This is a genomic window from Niabella sp. (assembly GCF_030150205.1).
In the GTDB taxonomy this organism is placed as follows: domain Bacteria; phylum Bacteroidota; class Bacteroidia; order Chitinophagales; family Chitinophagaceae; genus Niabella.
On sequence record NZ_JASLGT010000034.1, the window covers coordinates 143,879 to 169,026 of the forward strand.

20 protein-coding genes are annotated in these 25,148 nt (G+C 49.1%); 12 read left to right on the forward strand and 8 right to left on the reverse strand.

The features are described from left to right. The first annotated feature begins 35 nt into the window (after positions 1-35). The gene (locus Q1V85_RS24850) at positions 36-3,173 is read left to right on the forward strand and encodes a GH92 family glycosyl hydrolase (protein ID WP_300604821.1); all 3,138 of its coding nucleotides are present in this window, start codon (positions 36-38) and stop codon (positions 3,171-3,173) included. Between the two features lie 45 nt (positions 3,174-3,218). Here Q1V85_RS24850 and Q1V85_RS24855 read toward each other — a convergent pair whose 3' ends face one another. Beyond that, complete coding sequence (locus Q1V85_RS24855; RefSeq protein WP_300604824.1) at positions 3,219-3,440, reverse strand: hypothetical protein; 222 nt, start codon at positions 3,438-3,440, stop codon at positions 3,219-3,221. 438 nt (positions 3,441-3,878) lie between these two features. Beyond that, the gene (locus tag Q1V85_RS24860) at positions 3,879-6,446 is read right to left on the reverse strand and encodes a M1 family aminopeptidase (RefSeq protein ID WP_300604827.1); all 2,568 of its coding nucleotides are present in this window, start codon (positions 6,444-6,446) and stop codon (positions 3,879-3,881) included. 113 nt (positions 6,447-6,559) lie between these two features. Between Q1V85_RS24860 and Q1V85_RS24865 the strand changes: the two genes are divergently transcribed. Next, on the forward strand, positions 6,560-8,272 hold the full coding sequence (locus Q1V85_RS24865; protein ID WP_300604829.1) for an FAD-dependent oxidoreductase: 1,713 nt from the start codon (positions 6,560-6,562) through the stop codon (positions 8,270-8,272). 196 nt (positions 8,273-8,468) lie between these two features. Here Q1V85_RS24865 and Q1V85_RS24870 read toward each other — a convergent pair whose 3' ends face one another. Beyond that, positions 8,469-8,765 carry a hypothetical protein gene (locus tag Q1V85_RS24870; RefSeq protein ID WP_300604832.1) on the reverse strand — a complete coding sequence of 99 codons (297 nt, stop codon included), beginning with the start codon at positions 8,763-8,765 and terminating at the stop codon, positions 8,469-8,471. On the opposite strand from Q1V85_RS24870, the gene rimO reads away from it, so the two are divergent. The 7 genes from rimO (at position 8,750) to Q1V85_RS24905 (ending at position 15,484) form a co-directional block, all read left to right on the forward strand. Then, positions 8,750-10,060, forward strand: coding sequence for a 30S ribosomal protein S12 methylthiotransferase RimO (rimO, locus tag Q1V85_RS24875; protein WP_300604834.1), 1,311 nt, complete (start codon positions 8,750-8,752; stop codon positions 10,058-10,060). The genes Q1V85_RS24870 and rimO overlap by 16 nt on opposite strands. Before the next feature lie 383 nt (positions 10,061-10,443). Beyond that, a complete protein-coding gene (locus Q1V85_RS24880) occupies positions 10,444-11,796 on the forward strand; it encodes a PhoPQ-activated protein PqaA family protein (protein ID WP_300604837.1) in 1,353 nt (450 codons plus the stop codon). A gap of 110 nt (positions 11,797-11,906) precedes the next feature. Beyond that, positions 11,907-12,449, forward strand: a complete 543-nt coding sequence (locus Q1V85_RS24885; protein ID WP_300604840.1) for a dihydrofolate reductase family protein — start codon at positions 11,907-11,909, stop codon at positions 12,447-12,449. 108 nt (positions 12,450-12,557) lie between these two features. Beyond that, positions 12,558-13,073: a hypothetical protein gene (locus Q1V85_RS24890; protein WP_300604843.1), complete on the forward strand. Its 516-nt coding sequence runs from the start codon at positions 12,558-12,560 to the stop codon at positions 13,071-13,073. Positions 13,074-13,109: 36 nt separating this feature from the next. Further along, positions 13,110-13,604, forward strand: coding sequence for a hypothetical protein (locus tag Q1V85_RS24895; RefSeq protein WP_300604846.1), 495 nt, complete (start codon positions 13,110-13,112; stop codon positions 13,602-13,604). 85 nt (positions 13,605-13,689) lie between these two features. Further along, the gene (locus tag Q1V85_RS24900; RefSeq protein WP_300604849.1) at positions 13,690-14,628 is read left to right on the forward strand and encodes a helix-turn-helix transcriptional regulator; all 939 of its coding nucleotides are present in this window, start codon (positions 13,690-13,692) and stop codon (positions 14,626-14,628) included. Positions 14,629-14,659: 31 nt separating this feature from the next. Continuing rightward, complete coding sequence (locus Q1V85_RS24905) at positions 14,660-15,484, forward strand: SDR family oxidoreductase (protein WP_366914027.1); 825 nt, start codon at positions 14,660-14,662, stop codon at positions 15,482-15,484. Between the two features lie 112 nt (positions 15,485-15,596). On the opposite strand, the gene Q1V85_RS24910 is transcribed toward Q1V85_RS24905, so the two are convergent. Next, positions 15,597-16,493, reverse strand: a complete 897-nt coding sequence (locus Q1V85_RS24910; protein ID WP_300604851.1) for a LysR family transcriptional regulator — start codon at positions 16,491-16,493, stop codon at positions 15,597-15,599. 99 nt (positions 16,494-16,592) lie between these two features. Here Q1V85_RS24910 and Q1V85_RS24915 point away from each other — a divergent pair, with 99 nt between their 5' ends. Then, positions 16,593-17,210, forward strand: coding sequence for an NAD(P)H-dependent oxidoreductase (locus Q1V85_RS24915; protein WP_300604853.1), 618 nt, complete (start codon positions 16,593-16,595; stop codon positions 17,208-17,210). 479 nt (positions 17,211-17,689) lie between these two features. Here the strand turns inward: Q1V85_RS24915 and Q1V85_RS24920 are convergent, their stop codons facing one another. After that, a complete protein-coding gene (locus Q1V85_RS24920; RefSeq protein WP_300604856.1) occupies positions 17,690-18,067 on the reverse strand; it encodes a GxxExxY protein in 378 nt (125 codons plus the stop codon). 172 nt (positions 18,068-18,239) lie between these two features. Between Q1V85_RS24920 and Q1V85_RS24925 the strand changes: the two genes are divergently transcribed. Next, positions 18,240-19,226 carry an aldo/keto reductase gene (locus Q1V85_RS24925; RefSeq protein ID WP_300604859.1) on the forward strand — a complete coding sequence of 329 codons (987 nt, stop codon included), beginning with the start codon at positions 18,240-18,242 and terminating at the stop codon, positions 19,224-19,226. A 33-nt stretch (positions 19,227-19,259) separates the two neighbouring features. Continuing rightward, complete coding sequence (locus tag Q1V85_RS24930) at positions 19,260-19,754, forward strand: VOC family protein (protein WP_300604862.1); 495 nt, start codon at positions 19,260-19,262, stop codon at positions 19,752-19,754. Positions 19,755-20,030: 276 nt separating this feature from the next. Here the strand turns inward: Q1V85_RS24930 and Q1V85_RS24935 are convergent, their stop codons facing one another. The 3 genes from Q1V85_RS24935 to Q1V85_RS24945 form a co-directional block, all read right to left on the reverse strand. Further along, complete coding sequence (locus Q1V85_RS24935; RefSeq protein ID WP_300604865.1) at positions 20,031-22,262, reverse strand: alpha-L-fucosidase; 2,232 nt, start codon at positions 22,260-22,262, stop codon at positions 20,031-20,033. A 177-nt stretch (positions 22,263-22,439) separates the two neighbouring features. Beyond that, the gene (locus Q1V85_RS24940) at positions 22,440-23,279 is read right to left on the reverse strand and encodes a glycoside hydrolase family 16 protein (protein WP_300604868.1); all 840 of its coding nucleotides are present in this window, start codon (positions 23,277-23,279) and stop codon (positions 22,440-22,442) included. Between the two features lie 473 nt (positions 23,280-23,752). Continuing rightward, positions 23,753-25,072 (reverse strand): dihydrolipoamide acetyltransferase family protein, encoded by a 1,320-nt coding sequence (locus tag Q1V85_RS24945; RefSeq protein WP_300604870.1) that lies wholly within the window; start codon positions 25,070-25,072, stop codon positions 23,753-23,755. Positions 25,073-25,148: the final 76 nt, after the last annotated feature.

Sequence of the window (25,148 nt, forward strand, 5' to 3'; positions counted from 1 at the left end):
GACCCAATCAGATACAATTTAATATCCATGATCGTATGCATAAACATATTTTGCTGAAAACATGCTTGTCCGTTTATTTGATAGCGGTAACACTGCTCTGTAACAGCCAGGAGCGGGTGCTCTGGAGCATCGGGAAAAAAGACAACAGCGCCGCAGAATTTGCATTGGCTCCCGGCCGGTACCAGGATTTTTTGAAGGAAGATTTTGGATGGGAGAACCGGCAATACATCATCGGGCAATCGGATCCAAAGAAAGACTGGCCCTATGTATTGCCCGGTCCGGCCGATGCCTGGGGCGGCACCAGTCCTACCGCCGGCATCCGCACCCAGGTACTGAACCTGTTGTTTGATCTGAAAGCTGTGGATCCGGAGGCTGCCAATGCCCTCATCGTAGACATCCTGCATACCCATTTCAATAAACCGCCGTATTTAAAAGTTACGGTTAACGGACAGTCCTGGAATTTCCGTTTGCCCAAAGGAACCAACGAAGCGGCGCTCACCGGTGATAACCGCAATCCCCTGCAGCATACGATTACGATACCACTGGATGCTGCCATCCTCCGAACAGGGACGAACGAAATACAGCTGACGAGTCTCGAAGGTTCCTGGCTGGTGTTTGATGATCTTCGCATGACGGGCAGCGGCAAAACCAGTCTGAACCCCGTGCCGGCACCCGTACGGATCCGCAATGTAAAAGCCGCTCCCTGGAAACGGGATGCTGACACACAACCCCTGCTGGTGGATATCGTACATACAGATGGCCGGCCCATGTTAAATGTGCAGCTGGATGGCCGCACCATTTTTAATAAAAGACTGGAGGCGGGTGCAGCAATACTGGAAGTGCCCATGCCGGCAGCAACAAAGAACATCCGCAGCAGTTATACCATTTTTGCGGATGGGAAGCCGGTGACTTCCGGCACGGTTGCTCGCAACCCGCAACCGCTGGTGCAGCCTTCGGATTATGTGAATACATTCCTGGGTACGGCGCATTCCCGGTGGATGATTGCCCCGGGCCCCTGGATGCCGTTTAGCATGGTAAAGGTCAGTCCGGATAACCAGAATGCCGGCTGGCAGGCGGGCTATGATCCCGTATTTGAAAGCATTGGTACGTTTAGTCATGTACACGAGTGGACCATGGCCGGGTTGGGTATGTTGCCGGTGAATGGACCGCTGAAGATAAAAATGGGCGACGAGTCCGCCCTGAAAAATGATACAACGGGGTATCGCTCGCGGATCAATAAAGCTACGGAGGAAGCGCCGCTTGGTTATTATAAAGCCGATCTGATCAACTATGGGATTAAAGCTGAACTGACATCCACTACCCGTTGCAGTTTTCAGCGCTATACCTATCCGCAGCAGCAGGACGGGCGCATCATGATCGATCTGAAAATTCCGGCGGAGTATGATTATAAAATTCTCAACGCCCGGCTTACGCAGGTGGATGCGCATACGATAGAGGGATATAGCGTACAGCAATCAAAAAATGTATGGTCGGCCGATGCGGATCAGGATTATACCATTTATTTCCGGATCGAGTTTGACCGGCCCATCAAGAAAATGGGTGGCTGGGTCAATGATGCGGTAACCGGCGGAGACCGGTTGAATGCGGAGCACCCGGATCAGATGGGTTGCTATGTGGAATTTGACACGCACCAAACGCCCGTGGTACAGGTGCGAACCGGCATCTCGTATGTGGATGCCGCAGGTGCCCGGCGCAACCTGCAGGAAGAGGTGACTACACCATTTGGCTGGGATTTCAATGCCGTACGGCAACACCAGGTAAACGCATGGAATGACCTGCTGGGCCGGGTAACCATTACCAGTGACGACAGCCGGGAAAAGATGCGGTTCTATACCAATCTTTACCGGAGCTTTTGCCGGAATACGTTCAGCGATGTAGACGGGCGTTGGGTAGATGCCACCGAAAAGATACAACAGCTGAACAATCCTGGAGACCGTGCACTGGGTTGCGACGCCTTCTGGAACACGTTCTGGAACCTGAACCAGGTATGGAACCTGGTAGCGCCCGAATGGTCCGGCAAATGGGTGCGTTCGCAACTGGCCATGTTTGATGCCAATGGCTGGCTGGCTAAAGGGCCGGCGGGGATGGAATACATCCCGGTAATGGTGGGTGAACACGAGATTCCGTTGCTGGTAAGTGCTTACCAGATGGGCATCCGGGATTATGATACCGGTAAGCTGTTTAAGGCCGTGGTGAAGACCGCTACCTCCAAACCGGAGCGCGTGGGCAACGGGTTTGCCGGCAACAGGGATATTGAAGCGTTTTTAAAATACAAATATGTACCGGCCGACAAAGGGCGGTTTTCCAACACCCTCGAATACGCCTATGATAACTGGACGGTGGGGCAGCTGGCAACGGCCATGCGCCGGCCCGAAGCCGCCGTTTTTATGGATAGGGGCAGCTGGTGGAAAAATGCCATCGATACGGTTTCCGGGTATGCCCGCATGCGGTACAGCAACGGGCAATGGGAACAAAAATTTGATCCCTATAAATCCGGCGCCAATCACCAGTATGTAGAGGGCAATGCCTGGCAGCTTACGTATTTTGTACCACAGGATGTGCCGGCGCTGATGCATGCGGTGGGCAGGGAGCGTTTCACAGACCGGTTGACAAAAGGGTTTAAAGCCAGTGAACCCTGGCGTTATAATGCACCGGGTGACCAGTATTGGGATTTTCCCGTGGTACAGGGCAATCAGCAATCCATGCATTTTGCCTTCCTGTTCAACTGGGCCGGCGAGCCCTGGCAAACACAGCAATGGAGCCGTTCCATCCTCGCCCGGTATTATGGTTTTGGTACGGCCGATGCCTACCTGGGCGATGAAGACCAGGGGCAGATGAGTAGCTGGTTTGTAATGGCGGCGCTGGGCCTGTTTCAAACGGATGGCGGTTGCAATGTGATCCCCGAATATGAAATCACCAGTCCGCTGTATAAAAAAGCAGTCATTGACCTGGGGAGCCGGTATGGCCGCGGAAAGCAATTTATCATCAGTGCGCCTGCAGCATCAAAGGAAAATAAATACATACAACGGGCGCGGCTCAACGGACGTGTGCTGAATAGCTTCCGTTTTCCCGCCGGCGAACTGCTCAAAGGCGGCCGGTTGGAGCTGGAGATGGGGCCAGCGCCCAATAAGGCCTGGGGCACAGGCAATTGATTTTCCTTGGCGTTATACGAATCAATGCCGCACCTGCTGATCCGTTTAGTTGGATGCAGCAGCCTTAATATCGAAAATATGGTTGCTTTTTAACCAGCGTTTGAATTTTTCAGGGTGCTCGGGTATAAAATGCACGATGCTTTTATTTTGAAGCATAATCGAAAATATACCGGAGGATTCAGCATATTTATACAGCTGCTCATGTGTATAATGAAAACCGGGATAACCGGCCGCGCTTGTAGTATGGGTATCTGATGTCATAGGCATTCGTTGCTCATTGTGATTGGTATTCCTGAAATCCGGCGCAATTTATACCAGTTTATAGGAATGGCAAATTAACACAGGTTAATTTATATGGTTGGGCGCGGCTGCATGCAAAAAAAGTGATACCGGTTTTAGTCTCATAGCTCACAGATTTCACAGATTTGCATAGAAGCCACAATATCCCATTACAATATGTGTCTGTGAGCATCGGTGTAATCCGTGAAGAAATTGAAGTTACTTTAAGAACGAAAGCCACAAAGGCGACCCTGGTATAGCGTTCAGCAATCAGCTATGGCGTTCCCTGTAGGGAGTAATAAATCTATTGCAGATCCGCTTTGAATAAATGATCTGCTACCCCGGACGGGATCATCTGAAAACGGATAGCTGACGGCTAAAACTTAAAGCGGATCGTCAATGCGACGTGCGTCTGATCTGCCCGCCTTACCGTGCAATCATCCGCGCCCTTCGCAGGTTGTCGGTGCCCTGCAGGATCTTTGCTTTTAAATTGGGATCCAGCTGCGGGTGGGTCTGCAGGAAACGGGTTACAATATCAAAGGCCGATGCCGACTGGTAGCTGCCAAAGCTGGACTGAATCCAGTTTCCCGGGAAGAAGATATCCCCTGTACGCTGGATCTCCGGCAGCAGTTCCAGTGTCTTTTCAAGATATTTTTCTGCAGAAGGTTGCCGGAGCGGATGATGCAGGTAGCCTAGCGCGGTACCCACTGCAGACTCGTTCGACCGGTTTTCGCGTTTTTGCAGGCCGGAGAAGAATGCATCGCGAACAACGGTGTCACGCGAAAGCGCCGGCATGATGATGCGGAACCGTTTAACGCGGTCGGGATCTTTGATCCGGCGCAGTTGCTGCTGCAGGATGCTGTCCCCGTTTTTATTTCTCAATGCCAGGACAAAGGCCAGGCTGGTATAGTCTTCTTCTTTCAACACAACATTCGCCGGCGGGCCCTGGCTATACCAGATAGCATAGAGTCGCGCTACGGCGGCCTCTGTTTCAAAAACCGATTGATAGCAGCCAAACAGGATCTTTTTGTTATTCGGACTTTTTTGCTGTTGCAGGGCGCTCCAGATGCTGTTTTCCAAACGGCCCGCCCATTCCCGGCGTTTTGCTGGCGTCATAAAGTTCCAATAGATGGCGCTGATATAGCCGGTGAGCAGACGCATATTTAATTCAACCGTTTCTTTATTTAGGCCGTCTGCAAAGAGCTGCAGCAGTTGTGCCGGGGTATTGTAACGGCCGTTAAGCATATTCTCATACAATGTAATATACGCAGAGGCGCGACTTACATAATTATCGATCGTAAATAAGTGCGAAAGCATGGCCGTATCAACCGGCCATACGCCATAGCCCATACCCGATGCATTGAACTGGATGAACAGCGGTTGTTTACGCTCCGTAGCTCGTGGTACTTCCTGCGCCGCCAGGCTATCGCTGACGGTAATAGTACGAACCAGTCCTTTATAATAAAAGCTAATGTCAAAACGCTGCGGCCAGACGCGGCTATTGCCGGATTCCGGTTTTTGAAAAACAGAAAAGCCGGTGATCTGGTTACCGGGTGGATCATAGGTTGCCTGGTAGTCAAATACCGGCCGGCCCGGTTCATTTACCCACACCGCATTCCAGGCGTTGAGATCCGCCGGGGTACCGGCATCCAGGATCCGGATCAGGTCGGGCCAGGAAGCGTTTTTGAAGGCGTAGGTCTTCAGGTATTGTTGGATGCCGTTTTGAAAAGCAGCCGGCCCCATCAGCTCCTCCAGTTGCCGCATCATCACCGGCGATTTATGATAAATGATCCCACCGTAAAGGGTTCCTGCCTTTTCCAGGTTTTCCAGGGGTTGCCGGATGGGGTTGGCGCCGGTGGTACGGTCGATGGCATAGGCAGGGGGGAGATGGTCGGTCAAAAATTTCAATGAAAAACCCTGTTCATGTCCGGGGATGGCGGTGGCTTTATCGGCCATAAAATTGGCAAAGACCTCTTTCATCCATACATCCGAGAACCAGCTCATCGTAACAAGGTCTCCAAACCACATATGTGCGGCTTCGTGTGCCAGTAACTGTGCCCGGCTGTTGAGCTGGCCTTCGGTAGCGTCGCGGGTAAGGAAGAGGGTAGATGCCTGTAATAAGATGGCGCCCGGGTGCTCCATGCCCCCAAACTGGAAATCGGGTATGGCCACCAGACCGTGTTTTTGGAAAGGATAGGGAATGCCGGTCCACTGTTCGTAAAAACGGATTACTTTTTTGTACTGATCGAAGATTGGCTGCAGGCTGTTACGGATCTTTTCGGAGTCGGTTTCGCGGTACAGGAATTCAATTTCCTGGTTGCCAAATGCTTCACGGGCGCGATTGAATTTTCCGGCAACAAATGAAAACAGGTAGGTGCTGATTTTGTCTGAAGGGGCAAAGTGAAGCGTCTTGCGTCCGTTGCTGATGGCAGAATCCCGCAGCTGGCCATTGGCGATGGCGGCCCAGTGTTGTGGAATCACCAGGCTGAGCGTAAAAATGGCTTTTAGATCGGGCTGGTCAAAACAGGGAAAGGCCGTTCGCGCCCGGTCGGGTACAAACAAGGTATATAAGAAATCATCCCGGCGGTTTAATGCATTGTTGCCGGCTATAAAATCAATGGCAATGGTGTTACTTCCTTTTTTTAGCAACCCTTCTTCAATGATGATATGCTCATTCCGGTATTGAAGCGGTGTTTCTTTTCCGTTTACCACGATCTTTTTTACCTGCTGTGCATCTTCTTTAAAGTCGAGCAACAGCGGCGTTGTTGATTTACCGGAATACCGGAATTGTAATTGTTCCCGGGCGGTAATGGGCGCTGCTTTATTTTCCGGGATATCGAACAACAGGACATACTGAAGATCGCTAACCGTATGCTTACGGGTGTTGGCCAATGTATCAGAAACACCGCTGCTGATGGCGGTTTCTTTTGACCGTTCCCTGCATGCCGTGATGCTGAACACGAATAAGAGAAAGTAAACCGGTATGCATTTCATAGTTGTAAAGATATTGCGGTTTTGTTTGTGCTGTTTAAAGTATTTACCCGGTATGCGCGGAAGGGATGCCGGGTTTGGTTATATTAGCAAACATTTATTACGATCGTTTGGCAATGATGAAGCGAAGACATTTTATGGAACTCCTGGGAGGAGGCAGCGCCGGAGCGTTGTTAGGCACAGCCCTCCCGTTTACAGCCGCTGCAACCGGTACAAAAGTTACGGGCAATGGAACAGCGCAGCTGCAGGCCGATGTGGTGATTGCAGGCGGTGGTTTGGGCGGTGTGGCCGCTGCACTGGCCTGTTTGAGAAACGGATCAACCGTGATCCTTACAGAGGTGACCGATTGGCTGGGCGGACAACTCAGTTCCCAGGGCGTACCGCCGGATGAACATCCCTGGATCGAAACACACGGAGCCCCCCGGTCTTACCGGGAGCTTCGTAACCATATCCGCAACTATTACCGGCAGTATTACCCGTTGTCGGAAAAAGCAAAGAATCAACCGCAACTGAACCCGGGCAACGGCGCGGTATCCCGTCTGTGTCATGAACCGGCTGTAGCAGAAACAGTGATCCGGCAACTATTGATGCCCTATCTTTCCAACGGGCAACTGGTGCTGTTGATGGAGCACCGTGCCGTAAAAGCCGATGTCGTAAGCACGCGTGTTACATCCATTGCCGTAAAGCATGAAAAAAGCGGGGAACAGCGGCTGTTGCAAAGCCGTTTCTTTATTGATGCTACGGAACTGGGCGACCTGCTGCCGCTGACCGGAACCGCTTATGTTACCGGAACCGAGTCGCGGAGTCAGACCAATGAACTCCATGCGCCGCTGCAGGCCGATGCCGCCAATAACCAGGCCTTTACCATGTGCTTTGCGATAGACTATGTCGAAGGCGAAGCGCATACCATACCCCGTCCGGCGGATTATACCTTCTGGCGCAATTATACGCCGGCATTGCAACCCGCCTGGCCTGGAAAATTACTCAGTCTCCAATACGCGCAACCCCAAACCCTGCAACCCAAGGAGCTGGGCTTTGCACCGGATGGCAGTGCGACCGGGTCCCTGCTGAACTTGTGGAACTACCGCAGGATTATCGACCGCAAGAACTTTAAAGACGGATTTTATAAAGGCGATATTTCTATTGTTAACTGGCCGCAGAATGACTATATGCCCGGGAATATTGTAGATGTATCTCCACAGGTATTTAAAAAACACGTGGAACAGGCCAAACAGTTGAGTTTATCCCTCTTATACTGGTTACAAACGGAAGCCCCCCGGTCTGGTGGCCGCAAGGGCTGGCCGGGATTGCGGCTGCGCAGCGATATTATGGGTACTGCGGACGGATTGGCAAAATATCCGTACATCCGGGAATCACGGAGGATCAAAGCCCAGTTTACCATCCTTGAAGAACATGTTGGCCGGGAGCAGCGGGCAGCGGTAACGGGTACCACCCAACCGAAGGCTGCGGACTTTTTTGATTCGGTAGGTATCGGGTATTACCATATTGACCTGCATCCCAGCAGCCGGGGTAATAATTATATCGATTTTCCGTCGCTGCCGTTCCAGATCCCACTGGGCGCCTTATTGCCGGAGAAGATGGAAAATGTTTTCCCCGCGAATAAAAATATCGGCACTACCCATATCACCAATGGGTGCTACCGCCTGCACCCGGTGGAGTGGAGCATTGGCGAAGCCGTTGGATTATTATTGGTATTTGCAAAGGCGCAGGGCGTATTGCCAGCAATGGTGCGTAAAGACCGGCAACTGCTGAAACAATTCCAGGAATTTATCCGGAGCCAGGGCGTGGAAACCCGGTGGCCGGAGTGAACCTTTTAGGTTTGTTTCAGGTTAGAATCGTTTTATACTTGATGAGCTATTGGCTATTTACTGGTGCCCTTGCCTGGGGGGACATGTAGACTAGGGGGGACTATTGAATTATTTTAGATTTAACGTTCCTGGCATGTCCATCGTGGGATAGATTTATATTCCGGATCGTAATTATCTGAAAACTGATTGCTGATAGCTAAGGGCTGATAACTGAAGGCTGAAAACTGATCGCTAATCGCTGATCACCTTTTTTATGTTGTGCTCTGGAAATCAGCAACATCGGCGAGGTAATGGCCCGTTGATAGCGCAGGTCAGGCGCAGAAAAAATAGTCATCGGCGTAAACCAGCGAAAAAAATCTGCGCGCATCAGCGGGAAATACGATCGTTGATGCGCGTATTGACCGGCAGACTGCAATTGTGACAACGCATATCCGGCTGATACCGTACCTTTGCAACTTCTAAAATTGAAAATCCGGTTTGAAAGCAAAAACATTAAAAAAGGATAAGGTAAACATCATTACCCTTGGCTGCAGCAAAAATATGGTAGACAGCGAAGTGCTGAGCGGGCAACTAAGGGCCAATGATATTGATGTAACCCACGAGAACAAGAAATTTGATCACAATATCGTGGTGGTAAACACCTGTGGTTTTATTGACAAGGCCAAGGAAGAAAGCATCAATACGATTTTAGAACAGGTAGAATATAAAAAGCGCGGTAAACTGGATAAAGTATACGTAACGGGATGCCTGAGCGAACGCTATAAGAACAACCTGGAAACAGAGATCCCGGAAGTGGATGCCTTTTTCGGTACCATGGAATTGCCGCTGATCTTGAAACAATTTGAAGCCGATTATAAAACCGAACTGCTGGGCGAACGCCTGCTGGCAACGCCCCAGCATTATGCCTACCTGAAAATTTCCGAAGGCTGCAACCGCACCTGTTCCTTTTGTGCCATCCCGCTGATGCGCGGTAAGCATGTCAGCAAAACCATTGAGCAGGTGGTGGCCGAAGCAGAAGGCCTGGTGAAGAAAGGCGTAAAAGAGATCATGCTGATTGCGCAGGAGCTGACCTATTACGGATTGGATATTTATAAGAAGCGTATGCTGCCCGACCTGATGAACCGCCTGGCAGATATTCCGGGCCTGGAATGGATCCGTTTGCATTATGCCTATCCCACAAAATTTCCGCTGGAGATCCTGGATGTGATGCGCCAGCGTGACAATATCTGTAACTATCTCGATATGCCGTTGCAACATGCTGCGGATAATATGCTGGCTGCGATGAAACGGCAGATCACCCGGGCAGAGATGGAAGACCTGGTGAGTGCCATCCGCGAGAAGGTTCCGGGCATTTGTTTACGCACCACGCTGATTGCAGGTTTCCCTGGTGAAACCCTGGATGATATTGAAGAATTAAAGCAATTCCTTGCGAAAGAGCGGTTCGACCGAGTAGGTATCTTTACCTATTCGCATGAAGAAGATACTACTGCTTACCTGTTGTCGGATACCATTCCCCAGGAAGAAAAAGAGCGCCGGGCCCAGGAAGTGATGGAGTTTCAGCAGGAAATTTCCTTTGAACTGAACCAGGAAAAAGTGGGCCGCACCTTTAAAACCCTGATCGATAAAAAAGAGGCGGGCCGTTATATCGGCCGTACCGAATTCGACAGTGTGGAGGTAGATAATGAGGTGATCATTACTGGTACGGATAAATTAAAGATCGGTGAATTTTACAATGTACAGATCGAGAAGGCCTATGATTACGATCTGGAAGGTATTGTTGTAAAATAACCGCTGGCAACCTCAGGGTACAAATCTTCCATCCTTCGATCGCAGCGGAGAAATCCCTATGTCATCGTACTAACCAGGTAGGATTAGAAAACCGGGTGCATGGATGACCCCGTAGAGACCCCTCCGCAGGGGTTGGGGTGACGATGATATTTCTTTCGTGTTACAAATCTCCGGTCGTTTCGACCGCAGTGGAGAAACCTTTACGTCAACATACTACCGGGCAGGATTTAAAGATCCGCAAAGAGCAGGCAAATGAAATATAATTGGAGCCGCCGGCGTATCTTAGTGTCATCAAACATTTCTCTGTATGGGCATTTTGAAAGCAATACAGAGCAGGTGAAAGCCCTTGCCGGTGCGTAAATGATATAAATAAATCCAAAACGATGAAAAAAGCCTTTGTTTATTGCATCCTGCTGCAGCTGCTGTTGACCGTTCAGGTAATGGCACAGCAGGCGATTACAGCCTCCACAGCGTTGGAACGGTATCTTCAGAACGGAGATACCACCTATAAATGGGAACTAAGCGATTCCGCCGTGCTGGAAAACAGTACGGCATATCAATTGTTATTGACCTCTCAAAAATGGCATGGCTATACCTGGACCCACCAGCTCACCGTGCTCATTCCAAAAGAAAACCGGTACGATGGTGCCTTATTGTTTATCACCGGAGGCAGCAATAACAAAGAGACCGGTTTGCCCAACTGGAGCGGTAAGAACGACCGCCTGGTGCAACAAATGGGTGCCATCGCCGCCCGGAATGCGGCCATCGTAGCTGTATTACGACAGGTGCCTCATCAACCCATCTTTGGCAACCTTACAGAAGACGCCGCTATTTCATATACACTGCACCAGTTTAAACAGGATAGTGACTATAGCTGGCCCCTGCTATTCCCCATGGTAAAAAGCGCCGTGCGGGCGATGGATGCGGTACAGGATTTTTCAAAACAACGGCAAGCGCATGTCGTAAATCGTTTTGTAGTGGCAGGGGCCTCAAAGCGGGGCTGGACCACCTGGCTTACCGGAGCCAATGATCCCCGGGTTGTGGCCATTGGCCCGATGGTGATCGATGTGCTGAATATGCCGGCAAACCTGCAGCACCAGATCGATGCTTATGGCGGGTACAGTGTGGAAATAGAAGACTATGTAAAACTGGGGATTGTACAGGGGATGGCCGGCTCGCAGGGCCGGGAGCTTGTTACTATGATCGATCCGTTCTCCTACCGGGAAAAACTGACCATGCCGAAGATGATCTTTATCGGTACCAATGATCCCTATTGGGTAGTGGATAATGTAAAAAATTACCTGGATTCGATTCCTGGTAACAACCTCTTGCATTATACGCCCAATGCCGGGCATGATCTCAACAGGGGCATTACGGCCATGCCTGCACTCAGCGCTTTTTTCGGGATGACCCTGGCGCGGGTACCCTACCCGGTATGTAACTGGAATACGAAGATTAAAAAGCAGCAGGTAACGCTGGATATAACGGCAACAACAGCAGGGTTAAAAGGAATTACGTTATGGTATGCCGGTTCTGAGGATCAGGATTTCCGGAATGAAAAATGGATGAGCCGGGAGCTGCCGGCCGGTAATGGATCTGCCATCAGGATCAGAGAGCCTTTACCTGTTAAAGGGTATCATGCGTTTTATGCAGCGTTAAAATATGAACGTTCAAACGGTGACCCGTATACGGTTTGTACGCGCGTATTTGTAGCGGATCCGAAGCGGATCTTATAGCCATCAGCTTTCAGCAATCAGCCGGACGTCCCCCATGTCTCCTGGTCTCCCAGATTACAACGATGCTGCCTTAATATTATTACCTATTTTTATCCGCAAAATAAACCAATATGAAAAAAGTGATCCTGGACCTGGCGGTTACCCTTGATGGATTTATTGAAGGCCCCAACGGGGAAATTGACTGGTGCATTATGGACGATGATATGAATTTTGACGGTTTTCTTTCCGGTATCGATACCATTTTTTACGGGAGGGTCAGCTACGATCAATGGGGCAATTTTCAACCGGATGCAACGGCCAGCGATGCGGAACAACAATTGTGGAAGGCAGTGCACTCAAAAAAGAAAATTGTTTTCTCTACCCGTCCGCCGGAGGACGAAAGGGCAACATTTATTGCAGAAGATATCGCGGAAAGGGTAAATGAAATTAAAAAACAGGGCGGCAAAGATATCTGGCTCTATGGAGGTGCCGGCCTGATCAAAACCTTTATCCATGCCGGTTTGGTCGATGTATACCGGATATCGGTGCATCCCATCGCTTTGGGCAGCGGCAAACCGTTGTTTGAAGACCTGAAAGAGCGGCTGGAATTGAAACTGGTAGAAACGCATACCTTCCGGTCCGGCGTGGTACAGTTGATTTATGAGCGGAAATAATAATAAGGAGAGTTGGTTTTGATGAACGCAGCAACCGGCATTTATCGCTATATTTATACCCGGAAACAAATGAACTACACATGAAGCAACCCAAAACAGCATGCAGCCATGAATGTCTTTAAAAAATTATTTAGCTCCGGTAAACCGTCTGCGTTGATCAAATGCCCCCGGTGTTTGGGAAAAGGCCAGGTGGATCAGGAAGATATCAGGCGGCTGAAACAGGAATTAATGTGGTTGCCGGGTACCTGCGCTTATTGTAACGGAACCGGAACCGTGGATCCCGAAGTAGTGAATAATGTACCGCCCGATGCCGGTTTTTTGGTAACGAATCTGCCGGAAAAAGAACGAAAAAAAATACTGCAAGGCCATCCGGATGCGTTGGAGCGGGGTAGGCAATACGAGGAGGATGCCCGTCAATTTATCGAACAAATCAGCTACCTGCATTTTGAAAAGGGGCTGAGTTCCTCGGAAATCGCCGGCTTTTTTTTAACAGGGAAGGAGCTGACAGAAACCTACGAAGCGGAAAAACAGGAACTGGTTTTGTTTATAGAAGATGTGATTCAAAATGAAAAAGGGGCGGGCACAAACGGTTTTGGCGCCACGGGTGAAAACAGCGATTGGTAAAAAGATTGCCCCTAAATCATATAACAACTATAAAGAATGACAGCATCTGTAAAAAGATATCATCTGGAAAAAAGTTACTGGACCGATGAGGATTTTGATCAGATGGGTTGGCACGATAATCATATATACGCGATTTCTTTTGGCGGGAATTTTGAGCTGCTTTTTGATATTGATTATATTTTTAAATGGGTATTGACAGATAAGACCTATCACTTTTGGATAGCACCCTGTACCCTCGTTTTTGAGAATGCGTATAACCTGCAATTGAATATAAGTTCCTGGGATATGGGAGTTGAAATTGATGGTATATCCCGGAAAAACCCGCGGCGGCCAAAAAATGCTGATTATATCGAACGGCAAACCGAGATGGATTGGCTGATAGATACACATCAGGGAAGTATCTCCTTTAGATCCGTTGGATACCGGCAGTATGTAAGGCAGTTCCCGCGGTATTGTTCAACCCAGGTAATTGATCAGAGGGAGCGTGGCGGTATTTCGTTTGATGAGATCGCTATACTGCCCGCAGGTTGAGATCTTATTAGAATAATAAAATCCTATTGGAGCCTGGCTATCTTTATATAACTTGCTGTTTGAATGTTGCAAACAGGCAGATAATATGAATACCACGAAACCCACATCCCTGGAAGCATTTTATGAAGAGGCGGCCGCCTTAACGGGTAAGGAGGTGAACGCATTATTGCCGCCGGGCATCGGCAAAGAGATCGGTCATTTTAATATTTTTGATATAGCCGCTACCATCGAGGCTGCAAAACGGAAAAAGGAGATGCCCTACAACCGGAGGGCCTATTATAAGATCAGCCTGATACGCGGACGGAACCGGGCAGAATACGCCGATAAAGTGATTGATATCGCCGGTAATGCCCTCTTGTTTGCCACCCCCAAAGTGCCGTACCACTGGATTCCGCAGGACCCCGGTCAGTCCGGTCATTTTTGTGTATTTACGGATGCCTTTCTTGTAAAAAATAAAAGTGGCGTGGTACTGGAGGAGCTGCCGATCTTTCAACCGGGAGCCTACCCCGTTTTTGAAATCACCGGTGAACAGGCCGTGGAAATTGAATCCGTCTTTTTGAAAATGAAAAAGGAAATCGCTTCCGATTATGCCTTTAAATACGACCTGCTGCGCAATTATGTGCTGGAGCTGATCCACTACGGGCAAAAGCTGCAACCAGCCCCTACAACTAATGGTAGTCAAAATGCAGCGGCCCGTGTTACCGCACTTTTTATCGAGTTGCTGGAGCGGCAGTTTCCCATTGAATCGCCACAGCAACAATTGCAGCTGCGTACCGCCAAGGACTATGCCGGCCGGTTGTCCGTGCACGTAAACCACCTCAATAAAGTATTGAAAGAACACACAGGAAAAACCACCACCGCAATGATCAGCGGCCGCATCTTACAGGAGGCAAAGATCTTATTAAAACAAACCGGTTGGACCATTTCTGAAATTGCCTATAGCCTCGGTTTTGAGGAAGTGGCGCATTTTTCAAACTTCTTTAAGAAACAGGCGGCTGTTACGCCGGCTTTGTTCCGCTCCTGATGATTATTTGATTTTTGCAAATAATGGATTGATGTTTGCAATAGCAGTCACTGCAGACTATTGCAACTTTGCGTATCAAAATAATAATGATATGAATGCTAAAAGCAAAGTAGCCCTGGTAACCGGGGGAAGCAGGGGATTGGGTAAGAATATGGCCATTGCCCTTGCAAAAAAGGGGATCGATGTGGTGTTAACCTATAACAGCAACAGGGAAGCGGCTGATGCCACCGTTGCAGAGATACGGGCACTGGGACAACAGGCGGCGGCCTTTCAGCTGGATACCAGCAATAGCGGGTCTTTTGATGATTTTGCCCGGAAGCTGACGGATTATTTAAAGGCGGAAACCGGCAGTCCGAATATTGATTTCCTCGTTAATAATGCCGGTACCGCTTTGTATGCACCGGCTGTTGACACAACCGAAGAACAACTGGACGATATTGTAAACATTCATTACAAGGGTGTGTTTTTCCTTACACAAAAACTGCTGCCATTTATCAATGACGGCGGGGGCATTGTAAATATTTCATCGGGGTTGACCCGCATCACATTTCCGGGTTCCTCCGTGTATGGATCGATAAAGGCCGCAGTAGAAGTGCTCACCCGCTACCTGGCCCAGGAATTAGGCCCAAGGAAGATACGGGTGAATGTGGTGGCTCCCGGTGCGATTGAAACGGATTTTGGCGGCGGCCGCACCAGAGATAATAAAGAGATCAATGCCCGGATCGCAGGCATTACCGCTTTGGGAAGGGTAGGCCTGCCGGATGATATCGGTGGCGTAGTGGCCTTTCTGTGTACAGAAGATGCCCGCTGGATCAACGGACAGCGGATCGAGGTATCCGGCGGACAGGCGTTATAAAGCATGATCATTCAGCGCATTGGCTCAAAAGTAAACAGTCATGTTACCGGTAAGAATCGATTTCTTACCGGTACTTTATGATCAGCACCTTTTGGGAGATTGCTTTTCCAACTTATTGCATCACCTTCCGGAACAAGTTTTTAATCAGTTCGATTTCTTTTGCATGGGTGGTATTTTTCCGGCAGGCGAAATAAAGCGTATTCTTCAGCTGCTTATGGCCTTTCCATACCAGCTTTACCTGTCCGCTTTCAATTTCCTTATGGCATAAAAAATCAGGGATCACGGCCAGGCCTTTACCACTGCTCAGGCACCGCACGATCGAGTTCAGGTTTGGTACAATATAATTAGGACGGAAATCAGGGGTGTTGCCAAAGTTCAGCTGCCAGAAACGAAAGAGGTGCTCCATATCGCCCGTAGTGCCATACCATTTTTGCAGCTTCAGCCATGCTTCCGCAGCGGTGTACTTTTTCTGCTTTACCAGTTTTTGAAAGGGCGCATCGTCCAGTTCTTTGCCGGCTACCAGCACGATCGTTTCCGACGAGAATGGCTGGTGCTCTATTTTAGCGGAGCTGCCTTTATGGGGTGTAATGATCAGGTCCAGGATGCCCTTATCTAGGTTGTCCAGCATTTCATGATAGTCGCCAAAACGGATGATGACGTTAAAGTTCAGGCTCGAAATATATTGTTCCAGCGTGATCTGGAAGGTTTCAAAGCACATGCCGATACTGATGGTAGGTGTATGCTTTTCCGTACTGCGCTGAAAACTTTTTTCCGCTTCTTCCAGCGTGGCCAGACTTTCCGCCACTGCATTGAACAGGATTTTTCCCCGTTCTGTAGGCACCATTTTGCGACCGGCCCGTTCAAATAATTTATACCCTACATAGCTTTCCAGCGAGCTTAAATGCAGGCTTACCCCCGGCTGGGAAATAAACAGGCTTTCGGCGGCACCGGTAAGCGTACCACTTTGATAAATGGCCTTGAACGTGCGATACCATTCCAGGTTGACCATAACTAAGTATTATTTTTATAATACAAATCTATAAATTATATTATTTCCCTGATAATTATTTGCGTGATAATTTTGTGTTGTCAATTTAAAAAGAGATATATGGAAAAGATATTGATCATCAATGCAGGACAACATTTCGGACATTCCGGTGGCCGCTTTAACAATACCGTAGCCGCAGAAACAGAAGCGTTTTTCAGTGGCCGGCCAGGTGTGGAAATACGGGAAACAGTGATTGCCAACGGATACGATCCGGCTGAAGAGGTGGAAAAATTCGTATGGGCGGATACCATCATTTATCATACGCCGATCTGGTGGTTCCAGCTGCCCCATGGGTTTAAGCAATACATTGATGAGGTATTTACCGCCGGGCACCGGAAAGGCATTTACCGCAGTGATGGCCGCTCCTCAGAAAACCCGGATATCAACTACGGAACGGGGGGCATGCTGCACGGCAAAAACTATATGTTAACTACCAGTTGGAATGCACCCGAAACGGCGTTTACGCTGCCGGGTGAATTTTTTAAAGAGCACAGTGTGGATGATGGCCCGTTATTTGGGTTTCACCGGATGAACGCTTTTACGGGTATGCAGCCCTTAAAAAGCTTTCACTTTCACGATATAGAAAAGAATGCGGATGTGGAGCGGGATATGGAGCGGTATAGGGCACACCTGGCAACCGTATTTGAGACGGTGGCAGCACCACAGATAGCGGCTTAGGGTTTGGTGCCCGCAGATGGCGCAGAAAAAACGCAGCAATAAATAGTTATTTGCGTAGATCAGCGAGAATGATCCGCGTAAATCAGCGGGAAAGAATTCCCGCAGATGGCGCAGAAAAAATAATCATCCGCGAAGATCAGCGGAAAAGATCCGCGTTAATCAGCGGGAAAGAAGCCTCGCGGATAACGCAGAAAAGGTTGATGGAATAATCAGCGAAGATCAGTGAAAAAAGATCCGCGTTAATCAGCGGGAAAGAAGCCTCGCGGATAACGCAGAAGAGGTTGATGGAATAATCAGCGAAGATCAGCGAAAAAAGATCCGCGCCAATCAGCGGGAGAGACGTCCCGCAGATGAACGAAGAAAAGGCAAACGGAAAAATCAGCGTAGATCAGCGGAAAAAAATCCGCGCCAATCAGCGGGAAAGAAGCCTCGCGGATAACGCAGAAAAAATAGAAATCAGCGAAGATCCGCGGGAAACATTACAGCCCGTTAACTTTCCTAAAAATCGATTTGGAAATATCATCAACATTGAAATTGACAAGTAACCCCAATTTTAATCCAGACAATTTTAAATAGGTGATCACTTGTTTATGATGAACGTCCAACAGTGTTTCAACAGATTTTACTTCAATGATAACCTTGTGTTCCACTAAAAGATCAATCCGGTATCCGATGTCAAGTTTTATAGATCCATATACCATCGGTAAGCCCACCTGTCTGGCAAAACATAATCCGTTTTGGTGTAATTCAAATTCCAGCGCCGCTTCATATGCCGATTCCAGCAGTGCGGGGCCTAAGTTGTTATATACATTGAAGATGCATCCACGGATGCCATAAGACAATTCATTTTCGGTCATGATTCATAGGTTTTAAGTGTTATGAATAAAGTTAATAAAAGAAAATATAAATTCCCGTAGATGGCGCAGAAAGCGAACTGAAAGATCTACGTAGATCTATGGGAAAGCTCAGCGAAATCAGCGGAAAAAATCTGCGTAAATCCGCGGGAAAAAACAATAAAATATTCAAATTATGGAATATAGAAAATTAGGAGATACAGACCTTGAACTATCTGTAATTACACATGGAGCCTTTGCCATCGGCGGCAATATGTGGGGCGGTAATGAAAAACAGGATTCAATCGATTCCATCCACGCCTCCTTAGACCATGGTGTTACCTCAATAGACACGGCACCATTCTATGGCTTTGGATTGAGCGAGGAACTAGTGGGCGAGGCCATCAAAGGAAAGGATCGCTCCAAAATACAATTGCTCACCAAATTCGGACTGGTATGGGACGGCAGTAATAATGGTAAAGGCGAGTTCTTCTTTGATGCGGCAGATAGTGGCAAGACCATTCCCGTTTACAAATATGCATCCAAAGAAAATGTAATCAAAGAAACACAAGAAAGCTTAAAGCGCCTGGGGACCGATTATATCGACCTGCTGCAACTGCACTGGCCGGATGCCACCACACCCATCAGCGAAACCATGGAAGCACTGGAGTTGCTGATCCGGCAAGGTAAAATACGCGCTGCCGGCGTAAGCAATTATAGCGTAGTACAATTGCAGGAAGCAACTCAAACCCTGAAACCTGCCAGCAACCAGGTATCTTACAGCATGCTCAACCGTGGCATTGAAAAAGACCTGGTGCCTTATGCACAGGAAACACATACCGGTATTATAGTATATAGCCCCATGGAACGCGGATTATTGACCGGTAAATATTTTAAAGAAAATAGTTTAAAGAGCGATGACCACCGCAATGGGTATTTTACACAATTTGACCTGGAAAAAGTAAAGACCCTGTTGAAAACCATCGAACCCATTGCCGCAAGTAAAGATGCAACACTGGCACAACTGGTATTGCGCTGGACCACCCTGCAACCGGGCATCAGCGTGGTATTGGCCGGCGCACGCAATGCCGCACAATCGATCGCTAATGCGGAGGCAATGCATCTTAAACTTACGGCGGAGGAATTGCAATTCATCAATCAACAGCTTGCCGGTTTGCAATAATGCCATACCGGCAGGCTGTAAAAAATACATACAATGGAACAACGTACATCAACCAATGGTTTTAGCCGTGCCAATCATGTAGGCATTACGGTAAAGAATCTTGAAGAGTCGATCGCCTTCTATGAAGCGTTAACGGGGGTGAAAATATCCAACCGGGACGAGATCGGGGGTAAACGAATGGCCCAGGTACAGGGATTGGAAAACACCCTGATCCGCTACGCCAACCTGCACCTGGATAACCTGAATATCGACATACTGGAATATGTCATTCCAGAAGCAGAAAAAGCGTCCTATAAGAATAACCAGATCAGTGCCATGCACCTTTGTTTTGAAGTGGATGATATGGAGGCGGCGCTTAAACGCCTAAAGGAAATAGGCGTGGAGCCGGAAGGGGAGCCCATTGTATTCCAGGAGGAAGATGGATTAAAATCCGGGTTTGGTACGGCTGTGGTTTATTTCCAGGATCCGGACGGCACGAATTTGGAACTGATCGCCCCACAAGGTCCGTTTAAACGGAACGGACAATAGAGGAAACGATCCCGCAGATGGCGCAGAGGCAATGCAGTGATAGGGAAGCTATCCGCGTAGATCAGCGAGAAAAATCTGCGCAAATCAGCGGGAGAAAATTCCCGCAGATGACGCAGAAAAGGTAGGTGGAACCATCCGCGTAAATCAGCGGGAAACAGATCCGCGCGAATCAGCGGGAGAAAATTCCCGCAGATGACGCAGAAAAGGCAGGTGGAATCATCCGCGTAGATCAGCGGGAAACAGATCCGCGCGAATCAGCGGGAAATACCCATCGCGTCATTCAAAAAAATCGAGTTCTGCAATTGATACGCTATTATCCCGCGCAGCGGTTTCTGTGGCTTCTATGCGGATATACCTTGTTGTGAATGCCTGTTTAAAGGCATGAAGCCGTGTAACCGGATCGTTGATCAGGTTGCCAAATTCAAAGACATCGGCATTCGTCCAATGGCTGCCATCGGTGCTGATCTGGATGGTTCCCTTACTCATAAGACCCGCTTTGTTTTGCGCATGCGGGGTATAGGAAAAGCTTTTGAGTGTATAAACCTTACCCAGATCCAGCGCTATAAAACCATGACCCGAGGCGGGTGTTGACTGCCACCAGGTTTTTTCATCAGCATCAAAAGCGAGCGCCGCACTATGTTGTGCGGTATCGCCGCTTGTAGCCAGCAGCTTCCAGTTTTGTTTTATCAGACCAAAGGTTTGACTGGCTACCGGACCGCTACTGTTCTTACTGATGGCCATGGCCTTTACCGGGCCGCGTACTACGGTAAAAGGTGCCACGTAAACAGGTGATGATGTTGTAGGAGTAGTGCCGTCTGTTGTATAACGGATCTCGATACCGGTGCCCAGGTTCTTCAATGTATTTTCACCATGGGGCTTCCAGTTAAACGCCGGCTGATAGGGGGCAATGGTTACCAGTCCGCTTGCGCTTCGCGTTAACTGCAGTTGCGGCGGACGCATTTTATAATAATGCGCGGTAATATTGCTGATGGCGGGTGTGGCCCTGGAGCTGAGGATGCGGATCCGGAATCGGCTGGAGGTGGTTTCAGGAAAGCGCAGGATCCGCTTGTACCCGATGTTGGTGGCCGCGGCAATTTCTTTCCATTGCCCGTCGATCCAGGCGTCTGCGGCGTGTTGTTCCACGCGCTCGCCGTTTGTGGTAATGGCTTCCTGCAGCACCAGGCGGTTGATGGTAACCGGCTGCGGAGTACGGATGATGAGCTCCGGCTGCTGTTCCTTTAGCAATACAAAACTTCGCGGATCGGCGTCCAGTACGGGTTTGGGCCCGGTTGCACTTTTAAAAAGATTGACCGCATAGGTTTCACGGATGCGGGCTCCCGCTTCTTTTAAAACGGACACGTCTTCGTTCGAAAAGCGGCCCTCGCGGTTTGGAGGTATATTAAGCAGGAAGGTTGAGTTGCCACCCAGGGAGCGTTCATAAATATCAAATACATCATCGGCGCTCCGCACTTTTTGAGCCGTTTCATCGCGATAGAACCAGCCTTCGCGGATCGAAGTATTGGTCTCTGCCTGCTGATAATGCAGGTAGCGGCCTTTATATAACTGCTCCCGGCTGCCAAGGTCATTAGCGGTAAGGTCCGGAAAGCTGTTCATCTGATTGGGGTCTTCATTAAACGGGATCACATTCCATTCCGTGCTTCTTGTTTTACCGGCTTCATTGCCGCACCAGCGGATATCCTGTTTGCCAAAGATCACGGCCTTTGGGGCAAGGGTGTGGATGAGCTTTTTCCAGGCGGCGTAATTATATTGCTGACCACCCTTTGTTTTGGGATGCGCCCCATCAAACCATACTTCATCCACCGGTCCGTATTCGGTCAGCAGTTCAAACAACTGGTTCAGGAAATATTCATTGTAGTCGTCTGCTTCAAATTGAAAAGTGGTCTTGTTTTTAAACGGGCGACCCGCTACCGGGCGGGGAATGGTACGGGTGGTATACTTGCTTAAATTGCCATAAAGCCCGTCGGGACTTTCGATCTGGAAAAGATCCGCGGGGGAAAGATAGATGCCCAGTTTGAGCCCGTATTTTTTACACGATGCACTCAGGTCTTTGAGAATATCGCCTTTCCCATTGCGGAAACCGGAGGCCATGATGCCATGGCCATGCTTGGTGTAGCGGCTTTGCCAGAGTACAAACCCATCATGGTGCTTTACGGTAAGAATCACCATCTTCATGCCGGCGGCCTTCATGGCGGCACACCATTGGTCGGTGTCCAGCGTTTTCAGATCAAAGATTTTTGGGTCTTCCATTCCATTGCCCCATTCCTTGCGGGTAAAGGTATTGGGCCCAACATGCACAAACGCGATAAACTCATTGCGAAGGGCGGCATACTGGTTGGCGGTGGGCACCACCTGCACGGCTTTACTAATAATGGTTTCCTTTGAATCGCCCGGCAGGATGGGGATGGTATTGGCCGGTTTAACGGTTTGGGAAAAAGCCGGTACCCATACCGGCAATGCTAACAGCAGGAAAAAAGTCTTAAAGTTCATGAGGCCTTTGTATGAGATTGTTTGAGTTTTTGAAATGTGTTGAGCCATCTGAATTGCTTTTGATAAAATGGCATTGAAAGAAAGATCATCATCACTTCGACCCCCGCGGAGAAGTCCCTATGGAAACACTGTACACGCACAGCTTTTAACCGGTCTGTTGCCCGATTGTAAAGCACTTTATTGGTACACTTTTACCCAGTCTACAATCATTTGTACCGGCAACTGTTGCGGATCTACCTTGCCTACCCAGTTGCCGCCCAGCTGCTGGTCAATCAGCAGGTAAAACGGCTGGTCATAAGGCCACTGGCTGGCATCCACGCCGGTAATACGTGGATAGGTAAAGGTCTCTTTCCCGTTTACAGTAAATATAATTTTATCCGGGAACCATTTAATGCCAAATGTATTGAATCCATCCCGGTCAAATGCGGCTGTTCCGGAGTGGGGCGGCTTTTGAGTCTGTTTGAGATCGAGCGTATAATAAGAATGGGTGGTCTGGTAAACCTTGTGCTCAAAATTCAGGTGCTCCATAATATCGATTTCCCCGTTTTTGGGATAGGCGCCGTATTTATTTTGTTCGGCCAGCATCCACATGGCGGGCCAGGCACCGGTAGCACACTCCAGCTTCGCCCTTATTTCAATTTTGCCATATTGAAAGGCGAACTTCCCTTTTGTATAAATACCTCCGGTGATAAACGGTCTTGGATCGGAAATCGTATCCGGGCTGCGGATACCGCGGAGGTATACATACCCGCTATCCATCCGGAAACAATCCGGGTGTGTGCTCATGTGCTTGTTCCAATCTGATTTACCCGGTGGGATCCTTGTCCATTTGGCGGTATCCAGGGCGGCGGTATTAAAATCGTCCTTCCAGACCAGGGTCCATTTTTTTTCGGGCCGGTGTTGCTTTTGAAGATATATATACCGGGCGGAGCGTGTAAAGGGGCGGCTGCAAGCCGTGGCCAGCAGGAGGAGCACCAGGGGTAAAAGGGAAATCTGTTTTATGGTTGTCAATGGCATCGGCAGGTGATTGAATAACCCGCAAGATAGCCACTCAGCCGGAGAAATAGCCCCAATGTGCAAACGGATGCGCAGGCGCCTTGCCGGAAGCGGGTGGTTTAAAGTTCAAGGTTTAACGTTTAAAGTTTCAGGGCGGCCTTCGGGAGACAGGAAGACTTGGGAGACGGGGATTTTGTTTGATGCTGGAGCTGCATCCCTAGCGGGCGGAGCACAATTTCCGGTTTTTTTTCGGCATAGGATATCAGGTCATCGATCCCATACGTAATCAACTGAAAACTGATTGCTGATAACTGATTGCTGATTGCTGAGCACCGTTCCAGGTTGGTTCCCGTTTGTTACCTGATGAGCGCTGTTCAATTCCCTGTTCCTTTTCGCATAGGATGTCAGATCATCGATCCCGCACGTAATCTGCTGAAAACTGATTGCTGATAGCTGAAGGCTGACTCCTGGAACATTGAACTTGAAACTAAATGTCAAATCTCCACCGGAACAAAGCTCTCCAGCTCTTTCGCAACAGCACTCAGGAAGGTAGCGCCCAGCGCCCCATCTACCACGCGGTGATCGTAGCTCATACTCAGCACCATCATATGCCGGATGGCGATGCTGTCGCCCTGCGGGGTTTCTACCACAACGGGTCTTTTTTTTATGGCGCCTACGGCAAGGATCGCCACCTGCGGCTGGTTGATGATGGGCGTACCGGCAAGGCTGCCAAAGGTTCCTACATTGGTAATGGTAAAAGTACCGCCCTGTGTATCTTCCGCCTTTAGCTTATTATTCCGTGCTGCATCTGCCAGGCCGTTCACGCGTTTGGCCAGGCCTGTCAGGTTCAGCTGGTCGGCATTTTTGATCACGGGTACAATCAGGTTTCCGCTCGGAAGAGCCGTAGCCATCCCGATATTGATATCTTTTTTAATGATGATCTTGTCGCCGTCGATCGAACTGTTGATCAGCGGAAAACGTTTGATGCACCGGGTAATGGCTTCAATAAACAACGGCATAAAAGTAATCTTGGTACCTTCCCGTTTTTCAAAATCTTTTTTTACTTTCTCCCGCCACATCACCATATTGGTTACATCGGCTTCGGAGAAGCTGGTCACGTGCGGACTGGTCTGTTTGCTGCGCACCATGTGCTCTGCGATCAGCTTGCGCATCCGGTCCATTTCAATGATCTCTACATTACTGCCATGGCGGCTGATATCCAGCGGACCGCTTTGCTGCGCTTCCCTGGCAGGTGCAACCGTTACAGCCGGGGTTGTAACCGGGGCTGCAGGTTGTTGACGGGAGCGGTTGGCCACATAATCCAGGATATCATTTTTGGTCACCCGGCCTTCCTTGCCGGTGCCCGGTATCTGTTCCAGCTCGCTCATGGAAATGCCTTCGCTGGCGGCTATATTCAATACAAGGGGAGAATAAAATTTTGCGGAAGCTGATCCGGTGGCTGCCGGTTTGATCGTAGAGGAAACGACTTCGGCTTCCTGTGCCGGTTCCGTTACAACGGGCTCCGGCTGCCGGGCAGGAGCGGGTTCGGGTGCAATCGTTTCGTTTGCTGGGCCCTCCGTCCGGATGCGGGCGATAACCGTACCGATGGGCACTACATCATTTTCATTAAAAAGAATGGCTTCAATAATACCACTGGCTGTACTGGGTACCTCACTATCTACTTTATCGGTAGCAATTTCCAGAACGGTTTCGTCCATTTCCACGGCATCACCCACCTGCTTCAACCATTTTAAGATGGTTGCTTCCATTATGCTTTCTCCTAACTTGGGCATCACCAGATCCTCTAAAGCCATAGAACAATTGTATTTATTGAATAAATTTAGTTTAAAATGATCAGCCGCCGCAAAAATAGTGATTTTGGTCCTAACT